At 58.2% G+C, this 18,569-nt stretch carries 18 protein-coding genes; 8 read left to right on the top strand and 10 right to left on the bottom strand.

Features of this window, described 5'->3' with window-relative positions:
• Positions 1-36 precede the first annotated feature (36 nt).
• Together ACF8FB_RS23270 and zigA are read right to left on the bottom strand one after the other, a co-directional pair.
• Positions 37-663 carry a DUF1826 domain-containing protein gene (locus tag ACF8FB_RS23270; protein ID WP_392512106.1) on the bottom strand — a complete coding sequence of 209 codons (627 nt, stop codon included), beginning with the start codon at positions 661-663 and terminating at the stop codon, positions 37-39.
• Entirely contained in the window at positions 660-1,868 is a 1,209-nt protein-coding gene (gene zigA / locus ACF8FB_RS23275; RefSeq protein WP_392509880.1) for a zinc metallochaperone GTPase ZigA, read from the bottom strand. Before zigA ends, ACF8FB_RS23270 begins: the two co-directional genes overlap by 4 nt.
• 114 nt (positions 1,869-1,982) lie before the next feature.
• Here zigA and ACF8FB_RS23280 point away from each other — a divergent pair, with 114 nt between their 5' ends.
• Positions 1,983-2,363, top strand: a complete 381-nt coding sequence (locus ACF8FB_RS23280; protein WP_010955845.1) for a hypothetical protein — start codon at positions 1,983-1,985, stop codon at positions 2,361-2,363.
• Between the two features lie 269 nt (positions 2,364-2,632).
• Here ACF8FB_RS23280 and ACF8FB_RS23285 read toward each other — a convergent pair whose 3' ends face one another.
• Positions 2,633-3,160 carry a DUF3617 domain-containing protein gene (locus ACF8FB_RS23285; protein WP_003253248.1) on the bottom strand — a complete coding sequence of 176 codons (528 nt, stop codon included), beginning with the start codon at positions 3,158-3,160 and terminating at the stop codon, positions 2,633-2,635.
• Between the two features lie 132 nt (positions 3,161-3,292).
• Here ACF8FB_RS23285 and cls point away from each other — a divergent pair, with 132 nt between their 5' ends.
• Positions 3,293-4,732 carry a cardiolipin synthase gene (cls, locus tag ACF8FB_RS23290; RefSeq protein WP_392509881.1) on the top strand — a complete coding sequence of 480 codons (1,440 nt, stop codon included), beginning with the start codon at positions 3,293-3,295 and terminating at the stop codon, positions 4,730-4,732.
• Positions 4,733-4,814: 82 nt separating this feature from the next.
• Here the strand turns inward: cls and cfaB are convergent, their stop codons facing one another.
• Positions 4,815-5,999: a C17 cyclopropane fatty acid synthase CfaB gene (gene cfaB, locus ACF8FB_RS23295; RefSeq protein ID WP_049588386.1), complete on the bottom strand. Its 1,185-nt coding sequence runs from the start codon at positions 5,997-5,999 to the stop codon at positions 4,815-4,817.
• A gap of 207 nt (positions 6,000-6,206) precedes the next feature.
• Here cfaB and lpdA point away from each other — a divergent pair, with 207 nt between their 5' ends.
• Complete coding sequence (lpdA, locus tag ACF8FB_RS23300) at positions 6,207-7,607, top strand: dihydrolipoyl dehydrogenase (RefSeq protein WP_010955849.1); 1,401 nt, start codon at positions 6,207-6,209, stop codon at positions 7,605-7,607.
• A 70-nt stretch (positions 7,608-7,677) separates the two neighbouring features.
• On the opposite strand, the gene ACF8FB_RS23305 is transcribed toward lpdA, so the two are convergent.
• The 4 genes from ACF8FB_RS23305 to ACF8FB_RS23320 all read right to left on the bottom strand — a co-directional run bounded on the left by ACF8FB_RS23305 (position 7,678) and on the right by ACF8FB_RS23320 (position 11,667).
• Entirely contained in the window at positions 7,678-8,685 is a 1,008-nt protein-coding gene (locus ACF8FB_RS23305; RefSeq protein WP_012054134.1) for a transketolase family protein, read from the bottom strand.
• The gene (locus tag ACF8FB_RS23310; protein ID WP_392509882.1) at positions 8,682-9,530 is read right to left on the bottom strand and encodes a transketolase; all 849 of its coding nucleotides are present in this window, start codon (positions 9,528-9,530) and stop codon (positions 8,682-8,684) included. Before ACF8FB_RS23310 ends, ACF8FB_RS23305 begins: the two co-directional genes overlap by 4 nt.
• 18 nt (positions 9,531-9,548) lie before the next feature.
• On the bottom strand, positions 9,549-10,850 hold the full coding sequence (locus ACF8FB_RS23315; protein ID WP_104886886.1) for an MFS transporter: 1,302 nt from the start codon (positions 10,848-10,850) through the stop codon (positions 9,549-9,551).
• Between the two features lie 67 nt (positions 10,851-10,917).
• Positions 10,918-11,667: an SDR family NAD(P)-dependent oxidoreductase gene (locus ACF8FB_RS23320; RefSeq protein ID WP_014754902.1), complete on the bottom strand. Its 750-nt coding sequence runs from the start codon at positions 11,665-11,667 to the stop codon at positions 10,918-10,920.
• A 195-nt stretch (positions 11,668-11,862) separates the two neighbouring features.
• Here ACF8FB_RS23320 and ACF8FB_RS23325 point away from each other — a divergent pair, with 195 nt between their 5' ends.
• Both ACF8FB_RS23325 and ACF8FB_RS23330 read left to right on the top strand, forming a co-directional pair.
• The gene (locus tag ACF8FB_RS23325) at positions 11,863-12,780 is read left to right on the top strand and encodes a LysR substrate-binding domain-containing protein (RefSeq protein WP_029380745.1); all 918 of its coding nucleotides are present in this window, start codon (positions 11,863-11,865) and stop codon (positions 12,778-12,780) included.
• A 246-nt stretch (positions 12,781-13,026) separates the two neighbouring features.
• A complete protein-coding gene (locus ACF8FB_RS23330) occupies positions 13,027-13,650 on the top strand; it encodes a class I SAM-dependent methyltransferase (RefSeq protein ID WP_392509884.1) in 624 nt (207 codons plus the stop codon).
• A gap of 935 nt (positions 13,651-14,585) precedes the next feature.
• Here the strand turns inward: ACF8FB_RS23330 and ACF8FB_RS23335 are convergent.
• A complete protein-coding gene (locus tag ACF8FB_RS23335; protein ID WP_392509885.1) occupies positions 14,586-14,861 on the bottom strand; it encodes a DUF6966 domain-containing protein in 276 nt (91 codons plus the stop codon).
• A complete protein-coding gene (locus ACF8FB_RS23340) occupies positions 14,858-16,213 on the bottom strand; it encodes a DUF6861 domain-containing protein (protein ID WP_392509886.1) in 1,356 nt (451 codons plus the stop codon). Before ACF8FB_RS23340 ends, ACF8FB_RS23335 begins: the two co-directional genes overlap by 4 nt.
• 378 nt (positions 16,214-16,591) lie before the next feature.
• Here ACF8FB_RS23340 and tnpA point away from each other — a divergent pair, with 378 nt between their 5' ends.
• From tnpA to tnpC, 3 genes are all read left to right on the top strand, one after another.
• Positions 16,592-16,912 (top strand): IS66-like element accessory protein TnpA, encoded by a 321-nt coding sequence (gene tnpA / locus ACF8FB_RS23345; RefSeq protein ID WP_392512112.1) that lies wholly within the window; start codon positions 16,592-16,594, stop codon positions 16,910-16,912.
• The gene (gene tnpB, locus ACF8FB_RS23350) at positions 16,909-17,244 is read left to right on the top strand and encodes an IS66 family insertion sequence element accessory protein TnpB (RefSeq protein ID WP_023126455.1); all 336 of its coding nucleotides are present in this window, start codon (positions 16,909-16,911) and stop codon (positions 17,242-17,244) included. The genes tnpA and tnpB overlap by 4 nt, the downstream gene beginning before the upstream one ends.
• Before the next feature lie 63 nt (positions 17,245-17,307).
• Positions 17,308-18,569 (top strand): IS66 family transposase (tnpC, locus tag ACF8FB_RS23355; RefSeq protein WP_392512115.1); only part of this gene is annotated, 1,262 nt, incomplete at its 3' end.

The following is an 18,569-nucleotide window of genomic DNA, read 5'->3' on the forward strand; positions in this document are numbered from 1 at the left end:
TGGCTTCAGGCGGCGGTGATGCCTCACTATGCGCCGTCAAGCCAGCCAGTCAAGGCTGAGCAGCAAACGCCCCCGCTGCGCCGAAGGTGACCGATGCACCAAGCCTGCCCCTTCGTTACCCTGCCATTGTTCGCCTTTAAGTATCGCAACCTCGGCGGCTTGCAGGTGTTGGATGTTATCCACAGGTGGCTGAGCTGTGTGTAACTCTCCACGACAGCTATCCCGCTCTTGCAACCATTCACTACCTGGGCCGACGTAAGTGGTGAGCAAGCGCAACGGTACGTTATCCACATGGAAGCGTGGGCACATCGGAGCGTTCAACACGCGCAAGCGCAAACCGACCCGTCGTGCGCCAACCAGACAGGTATAAGCCGCCACCAACCACGTCACATCAGCTACGAAAGCTTCATACCCATGCAAATCCGCCGCTTCACGCAGCAGATCTGGCAATACCGGCTTCTGCTCCTCGTTCACATCAATCACCCGCTGATCAGCCAAGGGCTGGCCAAGGCTGATCACCAGTGCGGCAAAGTCCTCCAGTTGGGCCGGCAAGCGCCGCCGCCATACGGCCAGGTTCACGCCATCCTGCAGCACTTCGGCCAGCACCTGGGGCGACTCGCCAAACACCTGAAAGATATCCACAGGTCGGTGCGCCAGGTTCATGCTGCCGCCTCCTCATGCCATGGGCCAAATGGGTCAGGTAGGCGCAACCAGCCCATGTGGCCCAAGTCCATTTCTTGATCCGTCAACAGGCATGCATCGAGGGCTGTGGATAATTTTTCGAAGTCGATATTCTGCCCGATAAACACCAACTCCTGGCGGCAGTCACCGGTCTCAGCGGTCCAGTGTTTCAAGATCTCGCTGGTGTTATCCACATCCTGTGGCCACTGCTCGCGTGGCACGAAGCGCCACCAGCGGCCAGCCAGACCATGGCGCATCATGCCGCCCGCTTGCGACCAGCTGCCAGCTTCCTGATATTTGCTGGCCAACCAGAAAAAGCCTTTGGAACGCAGCAGCCTTCCGTTTTCCCAGTCCTTGTGGATAAAGTCGTAAAAGCGCTGTGGATGAAGCGGGCGTCGGGCTTGCCAGGTCATGGCCGCGATACCGTACTCTTCGGTTTCTGGTACATGTTCACCGCGCAGCTCCTGCAACCAGCCTGGTGCCTGGGCCGCCTGATCGAAGTCGAACAGCCTGGTGTTGAGGATACGTGCCAACGGCACTTGGCCCATGACCATGGGTACGATCTGCGCTCGGGCATTGAGACTGCGCAAAATAGCGATGAGTTCTTCGCGCTCATGTTGGCTGATCAGGTCGATCTTGCTCAGCAGCAGCACATCTGCGAACTCGACCTGCTCGATCAGCAAATCACTGATCGACCGCTCGTCTTCTTCGCCCAACGTTTCGCCCCGGCTGGCCAGGCTGTCTGCTGCTTGATAGTCGCGCAGGAAGTTCAAGCCATCGACCACGGTGACCATGGTGTCCAGTCGCGCCATATCGGACAGACTGCGACCCTGCTCGTCGCGGAAAGTGAAGGTCTCAGCCACTGGCAGTGGCTCAGAGATACCGGTGGACTCGATCAGCAAATAATCGAAACGCCCCTCTTCGGCCAGCCGCGCAACCTCCTCAAGCAGGTCTTCGCGCAACGTGCAGCAAATGCAGCCGTTGCTCATCTCGACCAGTTTCTCTTCAGCGCGGTTAAGGCTGACATTGCGCTGCACCTCACTGGCATCGATGTTGATTTCACTCATATCGTTGACGATTACCGCCACCCGCAAGTTGTCGCGGTTGCACAGCACATGGTTGAGCAGCGTGCTCTTGCCGGCGCCCAAAAAGCCGGACAGCACGGTGACGGGAAGACGATTGAACATGGCGAACCCCTTCAGGCAGACGCATTCGAAACGATGCATTGCATAATGTTATAAGGTAACAATACAATTTCGCCAAGGGGTTCTCGACGGACGAGTGCTCACAGAGGATGAAAAATGAATTTGCCACGCGTCATGGCATTGCTGTTACTCACCATGCCTGCCTCGCTCTTGGCCATGCCACAAAACAAAACATTGGCCCTTTGTACGCGAAGTGCGACGCTGCTCGCTTGCCAGGACGGCAAAGGCAGTTACTACAGTGTGCGTACTGAAGGCAGCACCTTCTACCTTCGCGGCTACGACTTCAGCAGCCGTCGGCTGTGGGCACAAACCAACAGCCGCTACGGCACATTGACTTTTTTTACCGGCCTGGCCAGCGATGGTGAGGCCTGGGTGGGTTACAGCCGCCGCGTAGGCTGGACCACCTTGAACCGCGTATCCAGTTCCAGCGGGGAGCGCTTCAAGCTGCATTGCAGCTTGATCGAGGGCTGCCGTTGATGCCTCCTTTTGTTTTGAAGGCTTTTCCTCTGCTGCCTATTTGCACATCAGCTTCGAGCGCTTGCTGAAAACGCCTTTCTTGATCAGCCGTTCTCAGGCCGAAAAGCTATGCCGTAACCGCGTCGAGGCAAGAGTTGAAAATGAAATGTTCCACGTGGAACTATTCGTTTCCCTACCGACATCTGGAACTGGGCATGCTCGGCTGCTCGAACGACAACTGAGGCTGCAGGCCCACGACGCGGTTGCCATCAGCCAGTGGCAATGGGATTTCAGCTGCGCGGTTTGACCGTACCGCAGTCATTGCCTAGCCACACCGCACGTGTGTTCATGCTGCCTTGCTGCTGCACACCCGAAGCGTTGAACGTGCCACTGACCTGGGTGGTGAATTCCCGATCACTGAGGAATGTAGCCTGGCCACTACCCTGTGCTTTCGGGCAGCTGAACTGGAATTTCCACACGTTACCGGTACGGTCGGTAATCTTCTGTGTGCAGCCCGATTTCGGGTCCTGCAGGGGAATGTCATTCGTTGCCACCTGTTCAGGCGTCAGGCACGAACGCACACCCTTACCACCTACACTGACCCCTTGTTTGGCCAACACCCCTTCCATCATTGCGCGTTGCTCTGGCGGCAGGTTCTTCAACTGACCGAGCATGAATTCCATGTCGGGTAGCGGCTTGCCATCGACCTGCATGTTGCTGGTGGTCAGCTCCCACAACCCCGGTTGCAGCATCTGGGCTTGTACCAGTGGACTGCTCATGCCTAGGGCCAACGCCAACAGTGGCAGACGAATCTTCATGGACGAACGCTCCTGGAAAAAAGCCGGTCAAACGGGCCGGACTGAGCCTTAGACGCCAAATCCGCCTGCGGGTTGCAGGCGGACCGGGAACGTGTTCTGTTACCTCAAGTGTACTCGGCAAGCAGGATGCATATGGATTACCACAGCCCCTACTTCTTTGGTTACCTACTCGGCCTGATCCATCTGCTGGGTATTGTCGCCGCACTGCATGCGCTGTTCACCGTGCGGACAGCCCAGGGCGCCATTGCTTGGGCGATGCCCTTGCTCTTCATCCCCTACCTCACCTTGATCCCCTACCTGATCTTCGGCGCCCGCTCGTTCTATGCCTACATCAAGGCTCGGCGCCAGGCCAACCAGGAAATGCACGTGGCCATGGCCAACCTCAACTGGCGGCCCTGGGTTGAAGAAGCCCTTACCGCCCGCGAGTCGGAAAGCTACACAGCCTTGCGCGCCATGCCCAAGCTGGGTCGAATGCCATGCCTGGCAAATAACCAGGTGAAACTGCTGATCAATGGCAAAGCCACCTTCGATGCCATCTTCGCAGCCATCGAAAAAGCACGCGATGTGGTACTGGTGCAGTTCTTCATCATTCATGACGACACCCTCGGCAAGGCACTGCAGCAACTCTTGCTACGCAAAGCCGCCGAAGGCGTGCAGGTGTTCGTGCTGTACGACCGTGTCGGTAGCCATGCCTTGCCGTCCAGCTACAGCCAGGTGCTGCGTGACGGCGGTGTGCAGATCCATGCATTCGCCACACGTCGCGGCTGGTTCAACCGCTTCCAGGTGAACTTCCGCAACCATCGCAAGATTGTGGTGGTGGATGGCTTGCTCGGCTTCATCGGCGGCCACAATGTGGGAGACGAGTACCTGGGTGAACATCCACAGCTTTCCCCTTGGCGTGACACCCACGTACAGATCAGCGGGCCGGTGCTGGCCTGCTTGCAAGAGTCGTTCGCCGAGGACTGGTACTGGGCCACGCGCCAGCTACCGCCGCTGATCCTGCCCGATACGTACCCGGATAACGGTGTGCTGTGTCAGGCCTTGGCCAGCGGCCCGGCAGACCCACAAGAAACCTGCTCGCTGTTCTTCCTTGAAGCGATTCATTCGGCCACCCGCAGGGTGTGGATCACCAGCCCCTACTTCATCCCTGACGAGGCCGTGTTCGCCGCCTTGCGGCTGGCGGTGCTACGGGGAGTCGATGTGCGGGTGCTGATCCCGTCACGGCCTGACCACCGCATCGTCTACGCCGCCTCCAGCCTGTTTGCCTTCGAAGCAGTGCGCGCGGGGGTACGTATGTTCCGTTACCAACCCGGGTTTCTGCATCAGAAAGTGGTGCTGGTGGATGATGACATCAGTGCGATTGGGAGTGCCAACCTGGACAACCGATCGTTCCGCCTGAACTTCGAGATTACCCTGCTGACAGTCGATCACGGCTTCGCCGACCAGGTCGAGCACATGCTCCAGGAAGACTTCGAACAAGCGCGGGAAATTACTGCTGAAGACACCCAAGATACCCATCGACTGCAGCAATTGGGGATGCGGATTGCGCGGCTGATATCGCCGATTCTTTAGGGTGAACACGCCCGTTGAAAGCGGCCTTTTCGCGCTAAAGGCCGCTCCTGCACAACCCTATCAGGCTGCGACACTTACGATTTCAGCGGTACAAATCTTCCCGCGTCCAGGGCAGGTCATGATGCCCGTCGGCGTATGGCTTCACTGCCAATATCTGGTGCAGGTTGATCCAGCCCTTCTGAAAGGCGTAGGCACACCCGGCCAAGTACAAACGCCAGATCCGCAGGGTCTTCTCAGGCACCAGCGCTGCCGCCTTGTGCAACTGGTTCTCCAGGTTCTCGCTCCAGTGGTGCAAGGTTTTAGCGTAGTGCAGGCGCAGGCTCTCCACGTCCACTACCTCCAGCCCGGCTTCACAGATACTGGCGCTGATCATCGACAAGTGCGGCAGCTCGCCGTGGGGGAATACATAGCGATCGATGAACTCACCCGCCCCGCGCCCGACCGGTCGGCCATCGACGTGCTTGGCAGTGATGCCGTGGTTCATCACCAACCCCCCTTCCCTCACCGCCCCAAACAGCTTCTGGCAGTACAGCGCCAGGTTGGCATGCCCGACATGCTCGAACATACCCACGCTGACAACCTTGTCGAAGCGACCATCCTGGGGCAGATCGCGATAATCGAGAATCTGCAGGTCGACCTTGTCGGCAAGCCCTTCGGCTTGCACACGCTTGCGGCCGAGCTTCAATTGCTCCTTGCTCAGGGTAATGCCGAACACCTTGGCGCCATATTCACGGGCAGCGAACCGCGCCAGCCCGCCCCAGCCACAGCCAACATCGAGCAGGTAGTCACCGGCATCCAGGCGCAGCTTGCGGCACAGGTGGTCGAACTTGTCCTGCTGCGCCTGGTCGAGCGTATTGTCCGGCTCACGGAAGTAGGCGCAGGAATAGGCCATGTCCTGGTCCAGCCAAAGCTGGTAGAACGCGTTGGACACGTCATAGTGGTAGGAGATTGCCTTGGCGTCGGTGGTCTTGTCATGAGAAACACGTGGCGGCGGCGTTTCATCCTCATCCGCCAGCAGCGCTTCGCTCAGCTCGTCGCACACGCGGATGGCCTCACCGATATCGCCTTCCAGCTCCAGCTTGCCTTCGACGAATGCGGTGCCTAGCTGGTCCATGCTTGGGTGGGTCAACTGGCTGATCAGCTGTGGTTCCTTGACCAAAATCGTGACCTGAGGACTAGGCCCAAGATCAAAATGGTTGCCGTCCCACAGCTTCAGCCTCAGCGGCAGATGCAAGCTCTGCAATGCAGGTGGAAGTTGAGCAAGCATGAAACACCCCTCCTGTCCGTAATTGGCCACGACGCCTAATATTTCGAACGTCACCGGATCAGAGTAGTTCATCTGTAGGATGTTTCCTCTAAGCAAGACCATGGTCTAGAACCAACTGATCTTATCCACACAGCAGATTGTATACAATCACTGCATCTCAGCTTAACCTTGTGCCCTCTCGCGCTTCTACATCCTGGAGTTGAACCCATGAAATCCTATGACGTGGTGATCATCGGCGGTGGCCCTGGCGGCTACAACGCAGCCATCCGTGCTGGCCAGTTGGGCCTGAGCGTTGCCTGCGTGGAAGGCCGCTCGACCTTGGGCGGTACCTGCCTGAACGTCGGCTGCATGCCATCCAAGGCGCTGCTGCATGCTTCGGAGCTTTACGAAGCTGCCAGCGGTGACGAGTTCGCCCACCTCGGTATCGAAGTAAAGCCCACCCTCAACCTCGCCCAGATGATGAAACAGAAGGACGAGAGCGTGACAGGCCTGACCAAGGGCATCGAATACCTGTTTCGCAAGAACAAGGTCGAGTGGATCAAAGGCTGGGGCCGCCTGGATGGCATCGGCAAGGTCGTGGTCAAGGCCGAAGACGGTAGCGAAACCGCGTTGCAGGCCAAGGACATCGTCATTGCCACCGGCTCTGAGCCCACCCCTCTGCCAGGTGTGACCGTCGACAACCAGCGCATCATCGACTCGACCGGCGCGCTGTCGCTGCCGCAAGTGCCCAAGCACCTGGTTGTCATCGGTGCTGGCGTGATCGGTCTTGAGCTGGGTTCGGTCTGGCGCCGCCTGGGTAGCCAGGTCACTGTCATCGAATACCTGGACCGCATCTGCCCAGGCACTGACACGGAAACGGCCAAGACCCTGCAGAAGGCGCTCGCCAAGCAAGGCATGGTGTTCAAGCTGGGCAGTAAAGTGACTCAGGCTACCGCAGGTGCCGATGGCGTCAGCCTGACGCTGGAGCCTGCCGCCGGGGGTACCGCAGAATCGCTGCAAGCCGATTACGTGTTGGTGGCTATCGGCCGTCGCCCTTATACAAAAGGGCTAAACCTGGAAAGCGTGGGCCTGGAAGCCGACAAGCGCGGCATGCTCAACAACGAGCACCACCGTACCTCAGTGCCGGGTGTCTGGGTGATTGGCGACGTCACTTCGGGCCCAATGCTGGCGCACAAGGCCGAAGACGAAGCGGTGGCCTGTATCGAACGCATCGCCGGCAAGCCCCACGAGGTCAACTACAACCTCATCCCTGGCGTGATCTATACCCGCCCGGAGATGGCCACCGTGGGCAAGACTGAAGAGCAGCTCAAGGCCGAAGGACGTGCCTACAAGGTTGGCAAGTTCCCCTTCACCGCCAACAGCCGTGCCAAGATCAACCACGAGACCGAAGGCTTCGCCAAGGTCATCGCCGATGCCGAAACCGATGAAGTACTGGGTGTGCACCTGGTGGGCCCAAGCGTCAGCGAGATGATTGGTGAGTTCTGCGTGGCTATGGAGTTCTCGGCCTCGGCAGAAGATATCGCCCTCACCTGCCACCCGCACCCGACGCGCTCCGAGGCCCTGCGCCAGGCGGCGATGAATGTGGATGGCATGGCCATGCAAATCTGACGAGCCCCATTCGCTGCGTCGGGGATAGAGCCGCCTTTAATTCCGGCCGGCTCTATCTTCAGGTATCACGTCACAGCCAAGCCTTGATCTGCGCGCTCACCGCGTCGGTAGAGATACCGTAGCGGTCATGCAGCGTCGGCAAGGCGCCGGCATCGAGGAAGGCATCGGGCAAGGCGATCTGGCGGAATGTCGGCGTTACCCCGTTGCGCAGCAGCAGGCCCGCCACCGCCTCGCCGAGGCCGCCGATGATCGAATGGTTTTCGGCGGTGACCACCAGCCGTCCGGACTTGCGCGCCTCAGCCAGAATCGTCTGTTCGTCCAGTGGCTTGATGGTAGGTACGTGTAGTACTGCCACATCGACGCCATCCTTCTGCAACTGCGCTGCGGCCTCTAGCGAGCGCATGGTCATCAGACCGGTGGAAATGATCAGCACGTCCTTTCCGGTGCGCAGGGTCTTGGCCTTGCCGATCTCGAACTTGTAGCCATATTCGTCCAATACCAGCGGCACGTTGCCGCGCAGCAGGCGCATGTACACCGGTCCCTGATGGGCGGCGATGGCGGGCACCGCCTGCTCGATCTCCAGAGCGTCACATGGGTCGACGATCATCAGGTTCGGCATGGCGCGGAAGATTGCCAGATCATCCGTAGCCTGGTGGCTGGGGCCGTAACCGGTGGTCAAGCCCGGCAACCCGCAGACGATCTTGACGTTGAGGTTCTCCTCGGCGATGGCCATGCAGATAAAATCATAGGCCCTGCGCGAGGCGAATACCGCGTACGTGGTGGCGAACGGCACGCAGCCTTCGCGTGCCATGCCAGCGGCTGCACTCATCAGCAATTGCTCGGCCATGCCCATCTGATAGAAACGGTCCGGGTGCGCCTTCGCGAAAATGTGCAGGTCGGTGTACTTGGACAGGTCCGCCGACAGGCCGACGATGTCCGAACGCTGTTCGGCCAGTGCCGCCAACGCATGACCGAACGGCGCTGAGCGGGTGGCCTGGCCCTCGGCAGCGATCGAAGCGATCATGGCCGAGGTTGTCAGGCGCTTCTTACCGGTTTCGGTGGTGTTTACGCGGCTCATACAGTTCTCCCGACCTGAAGGTTTTGCAATGCCAGATCCCACTCGTTTTCATCGACGCGGATGAAGTGGGTTTTTTCACGTGACTCGAGAAAGTCCACACCCTTGCCCATCTTGGTATCGCAGATGATGACCCGCGGCTGTGCACCTTGATGGTTGCGTGCGGCGTCGAACGCGGCGACCAGGGCGCCGATGTCGTTGCCGTCCACGCGCTGGGTAAACCAGCCAAACGCCTGCCAACGGTCAACGATGGGCTCGAAGGCCAGCACTTCGCTGGAGTAGCCGTCGGCTTGCTGGTTGTTGACGTCGATGATTGCGATGAGGTTGTTCAGTTTCCAATGTGAGGCCGACATCGCGGCTTCCCAGGTTGATCCCTCGTTCAATTCGCCGTCCGAAAGCAGGTTGTAGACAAACGAATCCGATTTCTTGCGCTTCAGGCCCAGGCAGGCGCCGACCGCTATGCCCAAGCCGTGGCCGAGCGACCCCCCGGTTATTTCCATGCCCGGCGTGTAGGCGGCCATGCCCGACATCGGCAGGCGGCTATCGTCCGAACCATAGGTTTCCAGTTCCTCCAGGGGTATCACGCCGGCTTCGATCAGCGCTGCATACAGGGCGATGGCGTAGTGACCGATGGACAGGTAAAAGCGGTCGCGTTGCCCCCATTCGGGGTTGTGGGGCTGATAGCGCAGCGCATGGAAGTACGACACGGCCAGCAAGTCAGCGGCGCCGAGGGCCTGGCCGACATAACCCTGGCCCTGGACCTGCCCCATGCGCAGGGCATGGCGGCGAATGTTGTACGCGCGTTCGGCGAGCGCCGAGAGCGAAGTGTCGGGTGCGTTGACAGTCATGGTGACTACTCCAGCGAGTTAACGATTGACCGATGCGGCGGGAATGCGCAGGACCAGCGTGGCCCCCGCGAGCAGCACTGCGGTGATCAGGTACATGCCGATGGCACTGGAACCGGTGGAAGTGGTGATCCAACCGATCAGGTAAGGCGAGCAGAACCCGGCAAGGTTGGCGAAACTGTTGATACCGGCGATACCTGCTGCGGCTGATACGCCGCCAAGCAGCGTAGTGGGCAGCATCCAGAACAGTGAGGAAGCCGAGAGCACGCCAGCAGCTGCAAGGCACAGGCTGAGTACCGACAGCAGCAGGTTGCCGCCCAGCAGCGCCGCCAGCGTCAGACCGATGGCACCTGCGATCATCGGGGCAACCAGGTGCCAGCGACGTTCGCGATGCTTGTCGCCACTACGGCCCATCAGCAGCATGGCGACGATGGCGCACATGTAAGGCAGGCTGGTCAGCATGCCGATGTGCAGTGGGTCCGATACCCCGGCATTGCGGATCAGGGTCGGCAGCCAGAAGGTAATCGCGTACTGGCCCATGACTACACAGAAGTAGATGCAGGCCAGCAGCCATAGGCGGCGATCGCGGATGAATTCCCGAGGTGAGGCATGAGTGACCTTGTGAGCGTTGTCCTCGGCGAGCTCCTTGGTAACCAGTTCCTTTTCTTCATCGGTCAGCCAGGTGGCCTGATGCACGCCATCTTTGAGATAGGTCAGTACCAACAAGCCGACGATGACGGTTGGAATTGCCTCGATGACGAACATCCATTGCCAGCCCGCCCAGCCATGAAAACCTGCGAACTGATTCATGATCCAACCTGACAGTGGGCCGCCAATCATCCCCGACAATGGAATCGCGACGAACCAAAGCACGGTCATCTTTGCGCGACGGTAGGACGGGAACCAGTAGGTCAGGTACAACAACAGGCCCGGAGCCAGACCCGCTTCAGCGATGCCAAGCAGAAAACGCAGGGCATAAAACTGCCAGGCGGTTTCAACGAAGGCAAAGAGGGCGGAAATGATCCCCCAGGAAATCATGATCCGGGCGATCCAGCGGCGTGCACCGACCCTGTGCAGGATCAGATTGCTGGGCACTTCGCAGAGAAAGTAGCCAATGAAGAACATGCCGGCGCCCAGGCCATAAACGGCCTCGCTTAGGGACAGGTCGCTCATCATCTGCAACTTGGCGAAGCCCACGTTCACCCGGTCCAGATAGGCACACAGGTAGCACAGCATCAGGAACGGCATCAGTCGCCAGGCAGTCTTGCGGTATGCGTTGGAGCGCACGGCCGAAACCGCGTCCAATGACAGGGTGGTAATCATGATGGTCTGATCTCTTGTTTTTATCGATTCAGAACAGCGTCAGCCGCGCGGGCTGACGCAATGTGCATCAGTGAATGAGCATGCCGCCGTTTACATCCAGGGTGATTCCGGTCAGGTAGGTCGACAGATCGCTGGCCAGGAACAAAGCGGCGTTAGCGACGTCTTGCGCCTCGCCCAGACGGCCCAGTGGAATTCCGTCGATGATTGCGTGGCGACGATCGTCCTGCATCAAACCGCCAGTGATGTCCGTGTGAATCAGACCCGGGGCGATGGCGTTCACGCGCACGTTATCCGGCCCCAGCTCTCGTGCCATGGCCTTGGCCAAGCCCAGTACCCCAGCTTTCGCTGCGCTGTAGTGTGGGCCACCGAAAATACCACCGCCACGCTGTGCCGATACCGAGGACATGCAGACAATGCTGCCCGAACGTTGCTCGCGCATCAGGGGAATGACGGCCTGAGACATCAGCAGAGTGCCGCGCAGGCTGACGTCGAGCACCTTGTCGTAGTCGCTGTGCTTGATGTCCAGGGTCTTGAGGGGTTGGGTGATGCCAGCGTTGTTGACCAGCACGTCGATGCGGCCAAAGTGCTCGATGATCTGCGCAACAGCCTGGTTTACCTGTGCCTGATCGGCGACGTTGGCGGCCAGGCCGAGATGACCTTCGCCAAGAGACGCTGCGGCATCGCGGGCAGCGGCTTCATCCAGATCGAGGATCACCACGCGGGCACCTTGAGCAGCGAATGTGGCCGCAGTGGCCCGGCCGATCCCGCGTGCCGATGCTGCGCCAGTGATGATTGCGACTTTGCCTTGAAGAAGCATGGGTGTGACCTCTGATTGTTTTTATAAGGTCGATTCAGCGGAATCGATGGGCCTACTTTGGTCTCGGCCCAGGCCCTGAGCAATAACGCAAAAATCATTGGGTGCTGAAAAAAATTCAGCACTCGTCACCCTGATTGCTAAATGATTGAATGAAGGCCCCCAATAAAAATATGCGCTGCGAGCGAAGTGACTGATATGCGATCTGTTGACGATACCGCGCCGGCCCTTCCACCCCTGAGAGCGATTCAGGCCTTTGAGCAAACCGCTCGCTTCGGTAATGTTGCCCGCGCGGCGGAAGTGCTGGACCTCACCCCTTCGGCTGTCAGTCATCAATTGGCCAAGCTCGAAGCAATGATTGGTCGACAACTGTTCTTTCGCGCGGCGCGTGGCGTCAGCCTCACCCCCGTTGGCGAGCAGTATCTGAAAGACGTTTCCGGCATTCTGCACAGTCTTTCCGTCGCCACGGAACGGGCCAGCAGCGATGTCAGCCTCGATTGCCTGCGTTTGCATTCGTCACCGAGTTTCGGCCTGCTGTGGCTAATGCCAAGGCTGGAAGCATTTCGGATGGCGCACCCGGATATCCAGATCAACTTGTCGTGCTCTTATGAATCTCTGCATTTCAGTCGCGACAAGATTGACGTAGACATTCGCCATGGCGAACCCAATTGGCCTAGCTACGAGGTGCGCACCTTAGGCAATGAGGCATTTGCCGTGCTGGCCTCACCGAAACTGCTGGCCCGGCATAGGATCGACGACGCGTCGGATCTACTGCGTCGGGACTTGATTCTCTCCGAGGCCACATTGTTGAAATGGCCGGCCTGGTTCGCTCGACACGGTCTCGCCCGCCCGGAAAAGCCCTACGCGTTGAGCTTCGATCGTTCCTACATGTCCCTGGAGGCCGCCAGTCACGGGCTGGGTTTTGCACTCGAAAGTACGTTGTTAGCGCAGAAGTACCTTGCGTCCGGCACACTGGTGGAAGTCGTGCCACACATCTTCAGCGCGCCTGTGGCGGCCCATCATCTGGTGTTTCCGAAAGCGCATTCCGGGTTCGAACGGGTCAGGCGTTTCTTGGCGTGGATGGAGAGAGAGCTCGGGCATGGCTTCGTGTTTTAGGCATGCTGATGATCGCGTACATGTTGCTGTGACCGGAGCTCGGAATGGCGGATCGTAAAGCCAATGGTAAGGCTCCAGCCAAGTCACCTTGCGTGAAGGATTCCGCCGAGCTCCTCGCGAGGAAATGTACGCTGTCGCAAGTCGAGAGCCTTTGGCCTGGCTGTCTTTTCAAGAGACTACACATCGGATCCATGCCAGCATACGGGGGCTTTTGGCAAGATTACGACCTCAGGGAAGGATACAAGAATGCAATGCAAAGACGCGTGCGGGTCTTTCAAGTGGACAACGTATTACGAGCACCACAGAGACCGCCCAGCATCATCGCTTCTTCACACAGCAATTGGACTTGCGAGCACTCAGACAAACTCTAGAAAAGCTGTGGATCTGGGCTGTGGCTCTGGCAACGAGACTCGCGCTTTACTTCAAGCTGGCTGGGATGTTCTAGCTATCGACCGAGAGCCGGCCGCAATCGAAATGGTACACGCCATAGGTCTGGATCACCCTGCTGCAAAGCTAGAAACAGCTACCCAATGGTTTGAGAGCATCGAGGCCTTGCCACCCTCGTCATTGATCCATGCAGGCATGGCCTTACCATTTTGTCATCCAGATCACTTTGAAAAATTCTGGTCAGTTGTCATGTCTGCACTTCTGCCGGGAGGAGTGTTCGTGGGCCAACTCTTCGGTGACAAGGATGATTGGGCATCCGACCCGGAGAGGACCTTTCACTCTGAGTCAGAAGCCCGTGTGCTATTCCAAGACCTTAGCTTGAAGGCGTTCGAAATCCATGAATATGACGGGCCCAGCATGCGAGGCACGAAGCATTGGCATCGCTTTGACGTCATTGCCCAAAAGCCAGCGTCGAACGAGTGAGGCAACTTTAAGGAGCAGGAACATTGCAGGCGGCGGCGGGGTGGACTCACCGCCTCCTGCGACAGTTTTAACTATCCTGCGTCCCGTTTTCCGCGGCATTCAGCCTCTTGCAGAAGACATGCAAAACTGTCGCAAGGCGCAGAAATGCAGCTTACGCGCCGAGCGCTAGAGAATTAAAGCTGTCGCAACCAACAACGACGCTTGCTCCCACGGTTTCGGCTGCAATTCTGGCCAGTTCCGCCCTGTTGTGACCGGCCGCTATATTGGTCGAAAGCAGTCGTTAGCGAGTGACCGTTATCGGCCCCTTTGCAGCCGCTCAAGGTGTTTAGGAAACCAAGGGCGATTCAATGCCTGTCAAAAGTTGTCATCACTGGCCCTGCCCTCTCTGATTCGTTTATCTCGCGTCGTCTCTACTTGCCCAAGCGACTGCGGTGAGCAAGTCTGCTCCTTGAAGCGATAAATGCCCTCTGCGGGTTGAGCGGTTTTGGGTCTGCATTGTGCCGGTCGATATAATCCAAAATTGAACGTTCGACATCAGCCACGCTGACATGGGCGCCTCGCCTGATCCATTGTCCGGCAATCTGACTGAAAAACGCTAGACCAAGTTCAGCCAGGACGCCGAGGTGAGAGTGAAATGCACGTGAAAAGGAGGCCGGGAACCAAACAAGTCGCGACCTTCACGATTTTATGAGTTCCGGAGTTATCCATGATTAGCTGGACGTCCAGATCCTTGGCAACCGAAGCCTTGATTGTATTGAGGAGCGCCAGAAACTCTTCGCTTCCATGGCGGCGCTTCAACTGGCGGATGACCTAGCCACTGGCCACATCCAGCGCTGCGTAAACGAGGTAGTGCCGTGACACTTATAGTCGTGGGTACGAGACATCGGCTTGTACTTGGCGCCTCCTGATCAAGTGCTGTCGTCAGGACCGTTGCCCTAAGCGCTCATGCACAGCTCGTACAATTTAGTTCGCAGTTCGGCCAGCTCATTATTCTCACTGATCAGCGGTTGACCGTTACGGTAGAGAACGATATCACTGAGGGACCCCATTCCACCGTAGAGCCTCAATATTTTTGAAAGGATATGGCTGCTATCGTTCGGTAGTTCCATTCGGTACTGATCAACACGTGTTGCCCATTCATCTTCGTTGCCAAGACGCAGCAGCTCCGAAATTCGGACCATGGTCTGGATAATCTGACTGATGTTTTTCATTTCAAAGGACTCGATCCCATCACTTCAACTCCGCTGATTCTCCATGGCTCAACGACCACAATCTGTGGGGTCCCACCGATGTAGAAACCTCCCTGTGTTCCGACTTCGCCGATGTAGACCTCCGTGCCAGCGGGGATCTTAACATCGAATGCCGTATCGATCGGAGACTTGCCTCCACCCGGCCATTCCGGAAGGACAGCTTTGTCGATGCGCGTTTGCAAAACTCCAGATGGAGCCTCTTCTGCAAAAAACTGCCCCAGCGGTCTATCCGAAACGCCCGCCCGCCGCAGTATCGTGTCCTGGTCCAACTTTACAGCGGTATATCTTCCGCCAGCGAAGGTGCCGGCGAGATCCGAGCTGAGCGGACCTGGCTCAATGGCCGAGTAAGTTCCGGTAATTTCCCCCAGTCTGTGGCGCGGCAATGACTCGACTTTGTGAGCGACGGATTGTTTATTGAGAGGTTCGGGCTGAGGTTCTACGACTTTTTGCAAGCGGACGGGTTCGCGTACCTGCAGTTCAGGCTGTGCCAGAATCTTCTGCTCGTTCCTCGCCAGCCAGTTGGCAAACTGCTTGTTTGAAATCTCTGCCTGAAGCTTGGCGCTGCGGGAGGCGATGCTTGCCATGCTGCTGATAGCTCCAGCTTTCATCTGACCACGCATCAGGTAAGTCACGATGGCGGTCAGCAGCAGCAACACCAGTTGCTCCTGTCCTCGAGCCAACTGCCGTGCAGCACGTTCGGTTCGCTCCTGAACTTGCGCGGTAGAACCACCACTAGGATCGAGCCCTGGTGATTTCAGACCGTCCTCAGCACACCATGCCGTGGCGAGTCCTTGCTGCAAGGTGGACAGGCAGGCAGGTAAGCCCTTGTAAAAATACTCGGCGATCGCAGACAACCCCAAGGCCAATAGAATCAGATTACCGATCTGAAGACCTATACCAGCGCCCGCTACAGCTCCAGGCGCAGCTCCCGCTCCAAACGCAAACGCTCCTGCTGCACCACCAGCGATGGTGCCCATCGCCACGCTACCGCCGAGGATCATCGACACTTCTTTAACCAGTTGCAGAAGCACTGGGAGGATCTGTTCGATCTCGATGGCGGCCCATTTACGGCACAGATCCATCTGTATTATCGGATAGGACATCGCCATGGCCTGGCGTACGTAGTCGATTCGGTGCCCACCCATGAGACCGTAGGCTCGACTTGCACCATCGCTGACGCGACGGGTGAAACCATCCCAGCCATCGTGGGCACTTTTCAGGCCAAGGCGGACGCTCTGGTTCACGTCATTGAATGTTTGATCCAAATTACGTTCGATGTCATCCCAACTGGGTACGTTGGCTAAAAGATCCATTTATAAAACACCGTCCTTTGTGATTAGTGCGCATCCATTAACGGCTAGACGACACTCCCTATGCTGATCATGAAGAGCAACAGAGATCCTTATCCACAGCCGAGCAACCGTGGGGGAATCAATTTACTCAATAGGGCATAGTTTTCTCATTCTTCATCGTGGCGGCAGTGATGCCAACTCAACATTACCTCTGAGCGAATTCCGGACTCGCATCAATGTAACACGCAGCACCCCATGAATCGCCCCTGGTTTCGTAGACACCTCTAAGCCTCATAATGGTAAGCGTCCGGCGAACTCACCTTCCGAACTCCAGCATTAAGGGCGATGGTGTCCGCGTATTTTTAAGCGGACGCGATCACCCTTATCGCCAGGATTTCCATGCGCCAACGAAGCTCTTATCCGAAACCGTTCAAAGCCCAGGTCGTTCAGGAATGCCTGCAACCTGGCGCAACCGTGTCCAGTGTCGCCATCAACCACGGCGTCAATGCCAACGTCATCCGCAAATGGCTGCCGCTCTATCGAGATCAGCCCGCAGCGGCTTCACTACCAGCTTTCGTCCCGCTAAAAGCCGCACCTAAACGGCCAGTCGAAGCGTCAGTGATCATCGAGTTGCCCGTGGCCGGGCAAGTGATCACGGTGAAATGGCCAGCCTCGGATCCCGAGGGTTGTGCGCAATTTATTCGGGCTTTCGCTCAATGATCCGCATCGATGCCATCTGGCTGGCCACCGAGCCGATGGACATGCGCGCTGGCACCGAGACAGCATTGGCCCGGGTGATTGCGGTGTTCGGTGCGGCGAAGCCGCACTGCGCTTATCTGTTCGCCAATCGCCGGGCTAACCGGATGAAAGTGCTGGTGCACGATGGCGTCGGTGTCTGGCTGGCAGCGCGTCGACTGAACCAAGGCAAGTTCCACTGGCCCGGCATTCGCCACGGCGGCGAGGTCGAACTCGACAGCGAACAACTCCAGGCGTTGGTGCTGGGCCTGCCGTGGCAGCGCGTCGGTGCAGGCGGTGTGATTAGCATGCTGTAAACGCCGGCCATTTGGCCGGTCTACTTGTCGTCGCCCCGCGCCTGCTCTGGCACAATCGGCGGCATGACTTTCTCGCCCAACCTCGACCAGATGACCCCGGAACAGCTTCGTGCCTTGGCGGCACAGGCGTTGCAATTGCAATCCCAGGTCGAGGCGATGAGCAGGAAGATTCAGAACGATGAAATCCTCATCGAACAGTTCAAGTTCGAAATCGCCCTGCTCAAACGGCACAAGTTTGCCAAGCGCAGCGAGCAAATCAGCCCGGCGCAAAGCAGCTTGCTGGATGACCTGCTCGACACAGACCTTGAAGCTATCGAGGCCGAGCTAAAACAGCTTCTCCCAGATGCGCCACAGGCCGAACCACGACAATCCCCGAAACGTGCGCCTTTGCCGCCGCAGTTTCCACGCACGGTGATTCGTCACGAACCCGAAAACACCCAGTGCGTCTGTGGCTGCCAACTTCAACGCATCGGCGAAGACGTCAGCGAGAAGCTGGATTACACGCCGGGCGTGTTTACCGTCGAGCAACATGTGCGGGGCAAATGGGCCTGTCGCCAGTGCGAAACCCTGATCCAGGCCCCGGTGCCAGCCCAGGTTATCGACAAAGGTATCCCGACCACAGGTTTGTTGGCCCACGTGATGGTGGCCAAGTTTGCCGATCACTTGCCGCTGTACCGGCAGGAGAAAATCTTTGGCCGTGCCGGGCTGGCAATTGCTCGCTCGACCCTGGCGCAGTGGGTCGGACAAACCGGCGTGCGGCTTCAGCCACTGGTCGATGCACTGCGTGAAGCCGTGCTGAACCAGGGCGTGATCCACGCTGATGAGACACCGGTGCAAATGCTTGCGCCAGGCGAGAAGAAAACCCACCGGGCCTATGTCTGGGCGTACAGCACGACGCCGTTTTCAGGGCTCAAAGCGGTGGTTTACGACTTCAGCCCAAGCCGTGCTGGCGAACATGCGCGCAACTTCCTGGGTGACTGGAACGGCAAGTTGGTCTGCGATGACTTCGCTGGCTACAAAGCCGGTTTCGAACAAGGCATCACTGAAATCGGCTGCATGGCCCACGCCCGGCGCAAGTTCTTTGATTTGCACGTGGCGAACAAAAGTCAGCTGGCTGAACAGACCCTGCACTCGATCAGCGGCTTGTACGAGGTCGAACGTCAGGCGCGGGACATGAGTGATGAAGAGCGCTGGCGAATACGACAAGAATTGGCGGTGCCGATCCTCAAAAAACTGCATGACTGGATGTTGGCTCAGCGAGACCTGGTGCCCAATGGATCAGCCACGGCCAAAGCCCTCGATTACAGTCTGAAACGCTGGGTAGC

Source organism: Pseudomonas sp. yb_2 (assembly GCF_043103905.1).
Lineage (GTDB): Bacteria > Pseudomonadota > Gammaproteobacteria > Pseudomonadales > Pseudomonadaceae > Aquipseudomonas > Aquipseudomonas alloputida.

Excerpts from the sequence above, each read along its gene's own strand:
- ACF8FB_RS23325 (WP_029380745.1), top strand. The coding sequence starts at position 11,863 with ATGCGATCTGTTGACGATACCGCGCCGGCCCTTCCACCCCTGAGAGCG.
- ACF8FB_RS23280 (WP_010955845.1), top strand. The coding sequence starts at position 1,983 with ATGAATTTGCCACGCGTCATGGCATTGCTGTTACTCACCATGCCTGCC.
- cfaB (WP_049588386.1), bottom strand. The coding sequence starts at position 5,999 with ATGCTTGCTCAACTTCCACCTGCATTGCAGAGCTTGCATCTGCCGCTG.
- ACF8FB_RS23305 (WP_012054134.1), bottom strand. The coding sequence starts at position 8,685 with ATGAGCCGCGTAAACACCACCGAAACCGGTAAGAAGCGCCTGACAACC.
- ACF8FB_RS23340 (WP_392509886.1), bottom strand. The coding sequence starts at position 16,213 with ATGGATCTTTTAGCCAACGTACCCAGTTGGGATGACATCGAACGTAAT.
- zigA (WP_392509880.1), bottom strand. The coding sequence starts at position 1,868 with ATGTTCAATCGTCTTCCCGTCACCGTGCTGTCCGGCTTTTTGGGCGCC.
- tnpA (WP_392512112.1), top strand. The coding sequence starts at position 16,592 with ATGCGCCAACGAAGCTCTTATCCGAAACCGTTCAAAGCCCAGGTCGTT.
- ACF8FB_RS23320 (WP_014754902.1), bottom strand. The coding sequence starts at position 11,667 with ATGCTTCTTCAAGGCAAAGTCGCAATCATCACTGGCGCAGCATCGGCA.
- ACF8FB_RS23335 (WP_392509885.1), bottom strand. The coding sequence starts at position 14,861 with ATGAAAAACATCAGTCAGATTATCCAGACCATGGTCCGAATTTCGGAG.
- ACF8FB_RS23330 (WP_392509884.1), top strand. The coding sequence starts at position 13,027 with ATGCAATGCAAAGACGCGTGCGGGTCTTTCAAGTGGACAACGTATTAC.
- lpdA (WP_010955849.1), top strand. The coding sequence starts at position 6,207 with ATGAAATCCTATGACGTGGTGATCATCGGCGGTGGCCCTGGCGGCTAC.
- tnpB (WP_023126455.1), top strand. The coding sequence starts at position 16,909 with ATGATCCGCATCGATGCCATCTGGCTGGCCACCGAGCCGATGGACATG.
- ACF8FB_RS23270 (WP_392512106.1), bottom strand. The coding sequence starts at position 663 with ATGAACCTGGCGCACCGACCTGTGGATATCTTTCAGGTGTTTGGCGAG.
- ACF8FB_RS23315 (WP_104886886.1), bottom strand. The coding sequence starts at position 10,850 with ATGATTACCACCCTGTCATTGGACGCGGTTTCGGCCGTGCGCTCCAAC.
- ACF8FB_RS23285 (WP_003253248.1), bottom strand. The coding sequence starts at position 3,160 with ATGAAGATTCGTCTGCCACTGTTGGCGTTGGCCCTAGGCATGAGCAGT.
- cls (WP_392509881.1), top strand. The coding sequence starts at position 3,293 with ATGGATTACCACAGCCCCTACTTCTTTGGTTACCTACTCGGCCTGATC.
- ACF8FB_RS23310 (WP_392509882.1), bottom strand. The coding sequence starts at position 9,530 with ATGACTGTCAACGCACCCGACACTTCGCTCTCGGCGCTCGCCGAACGC.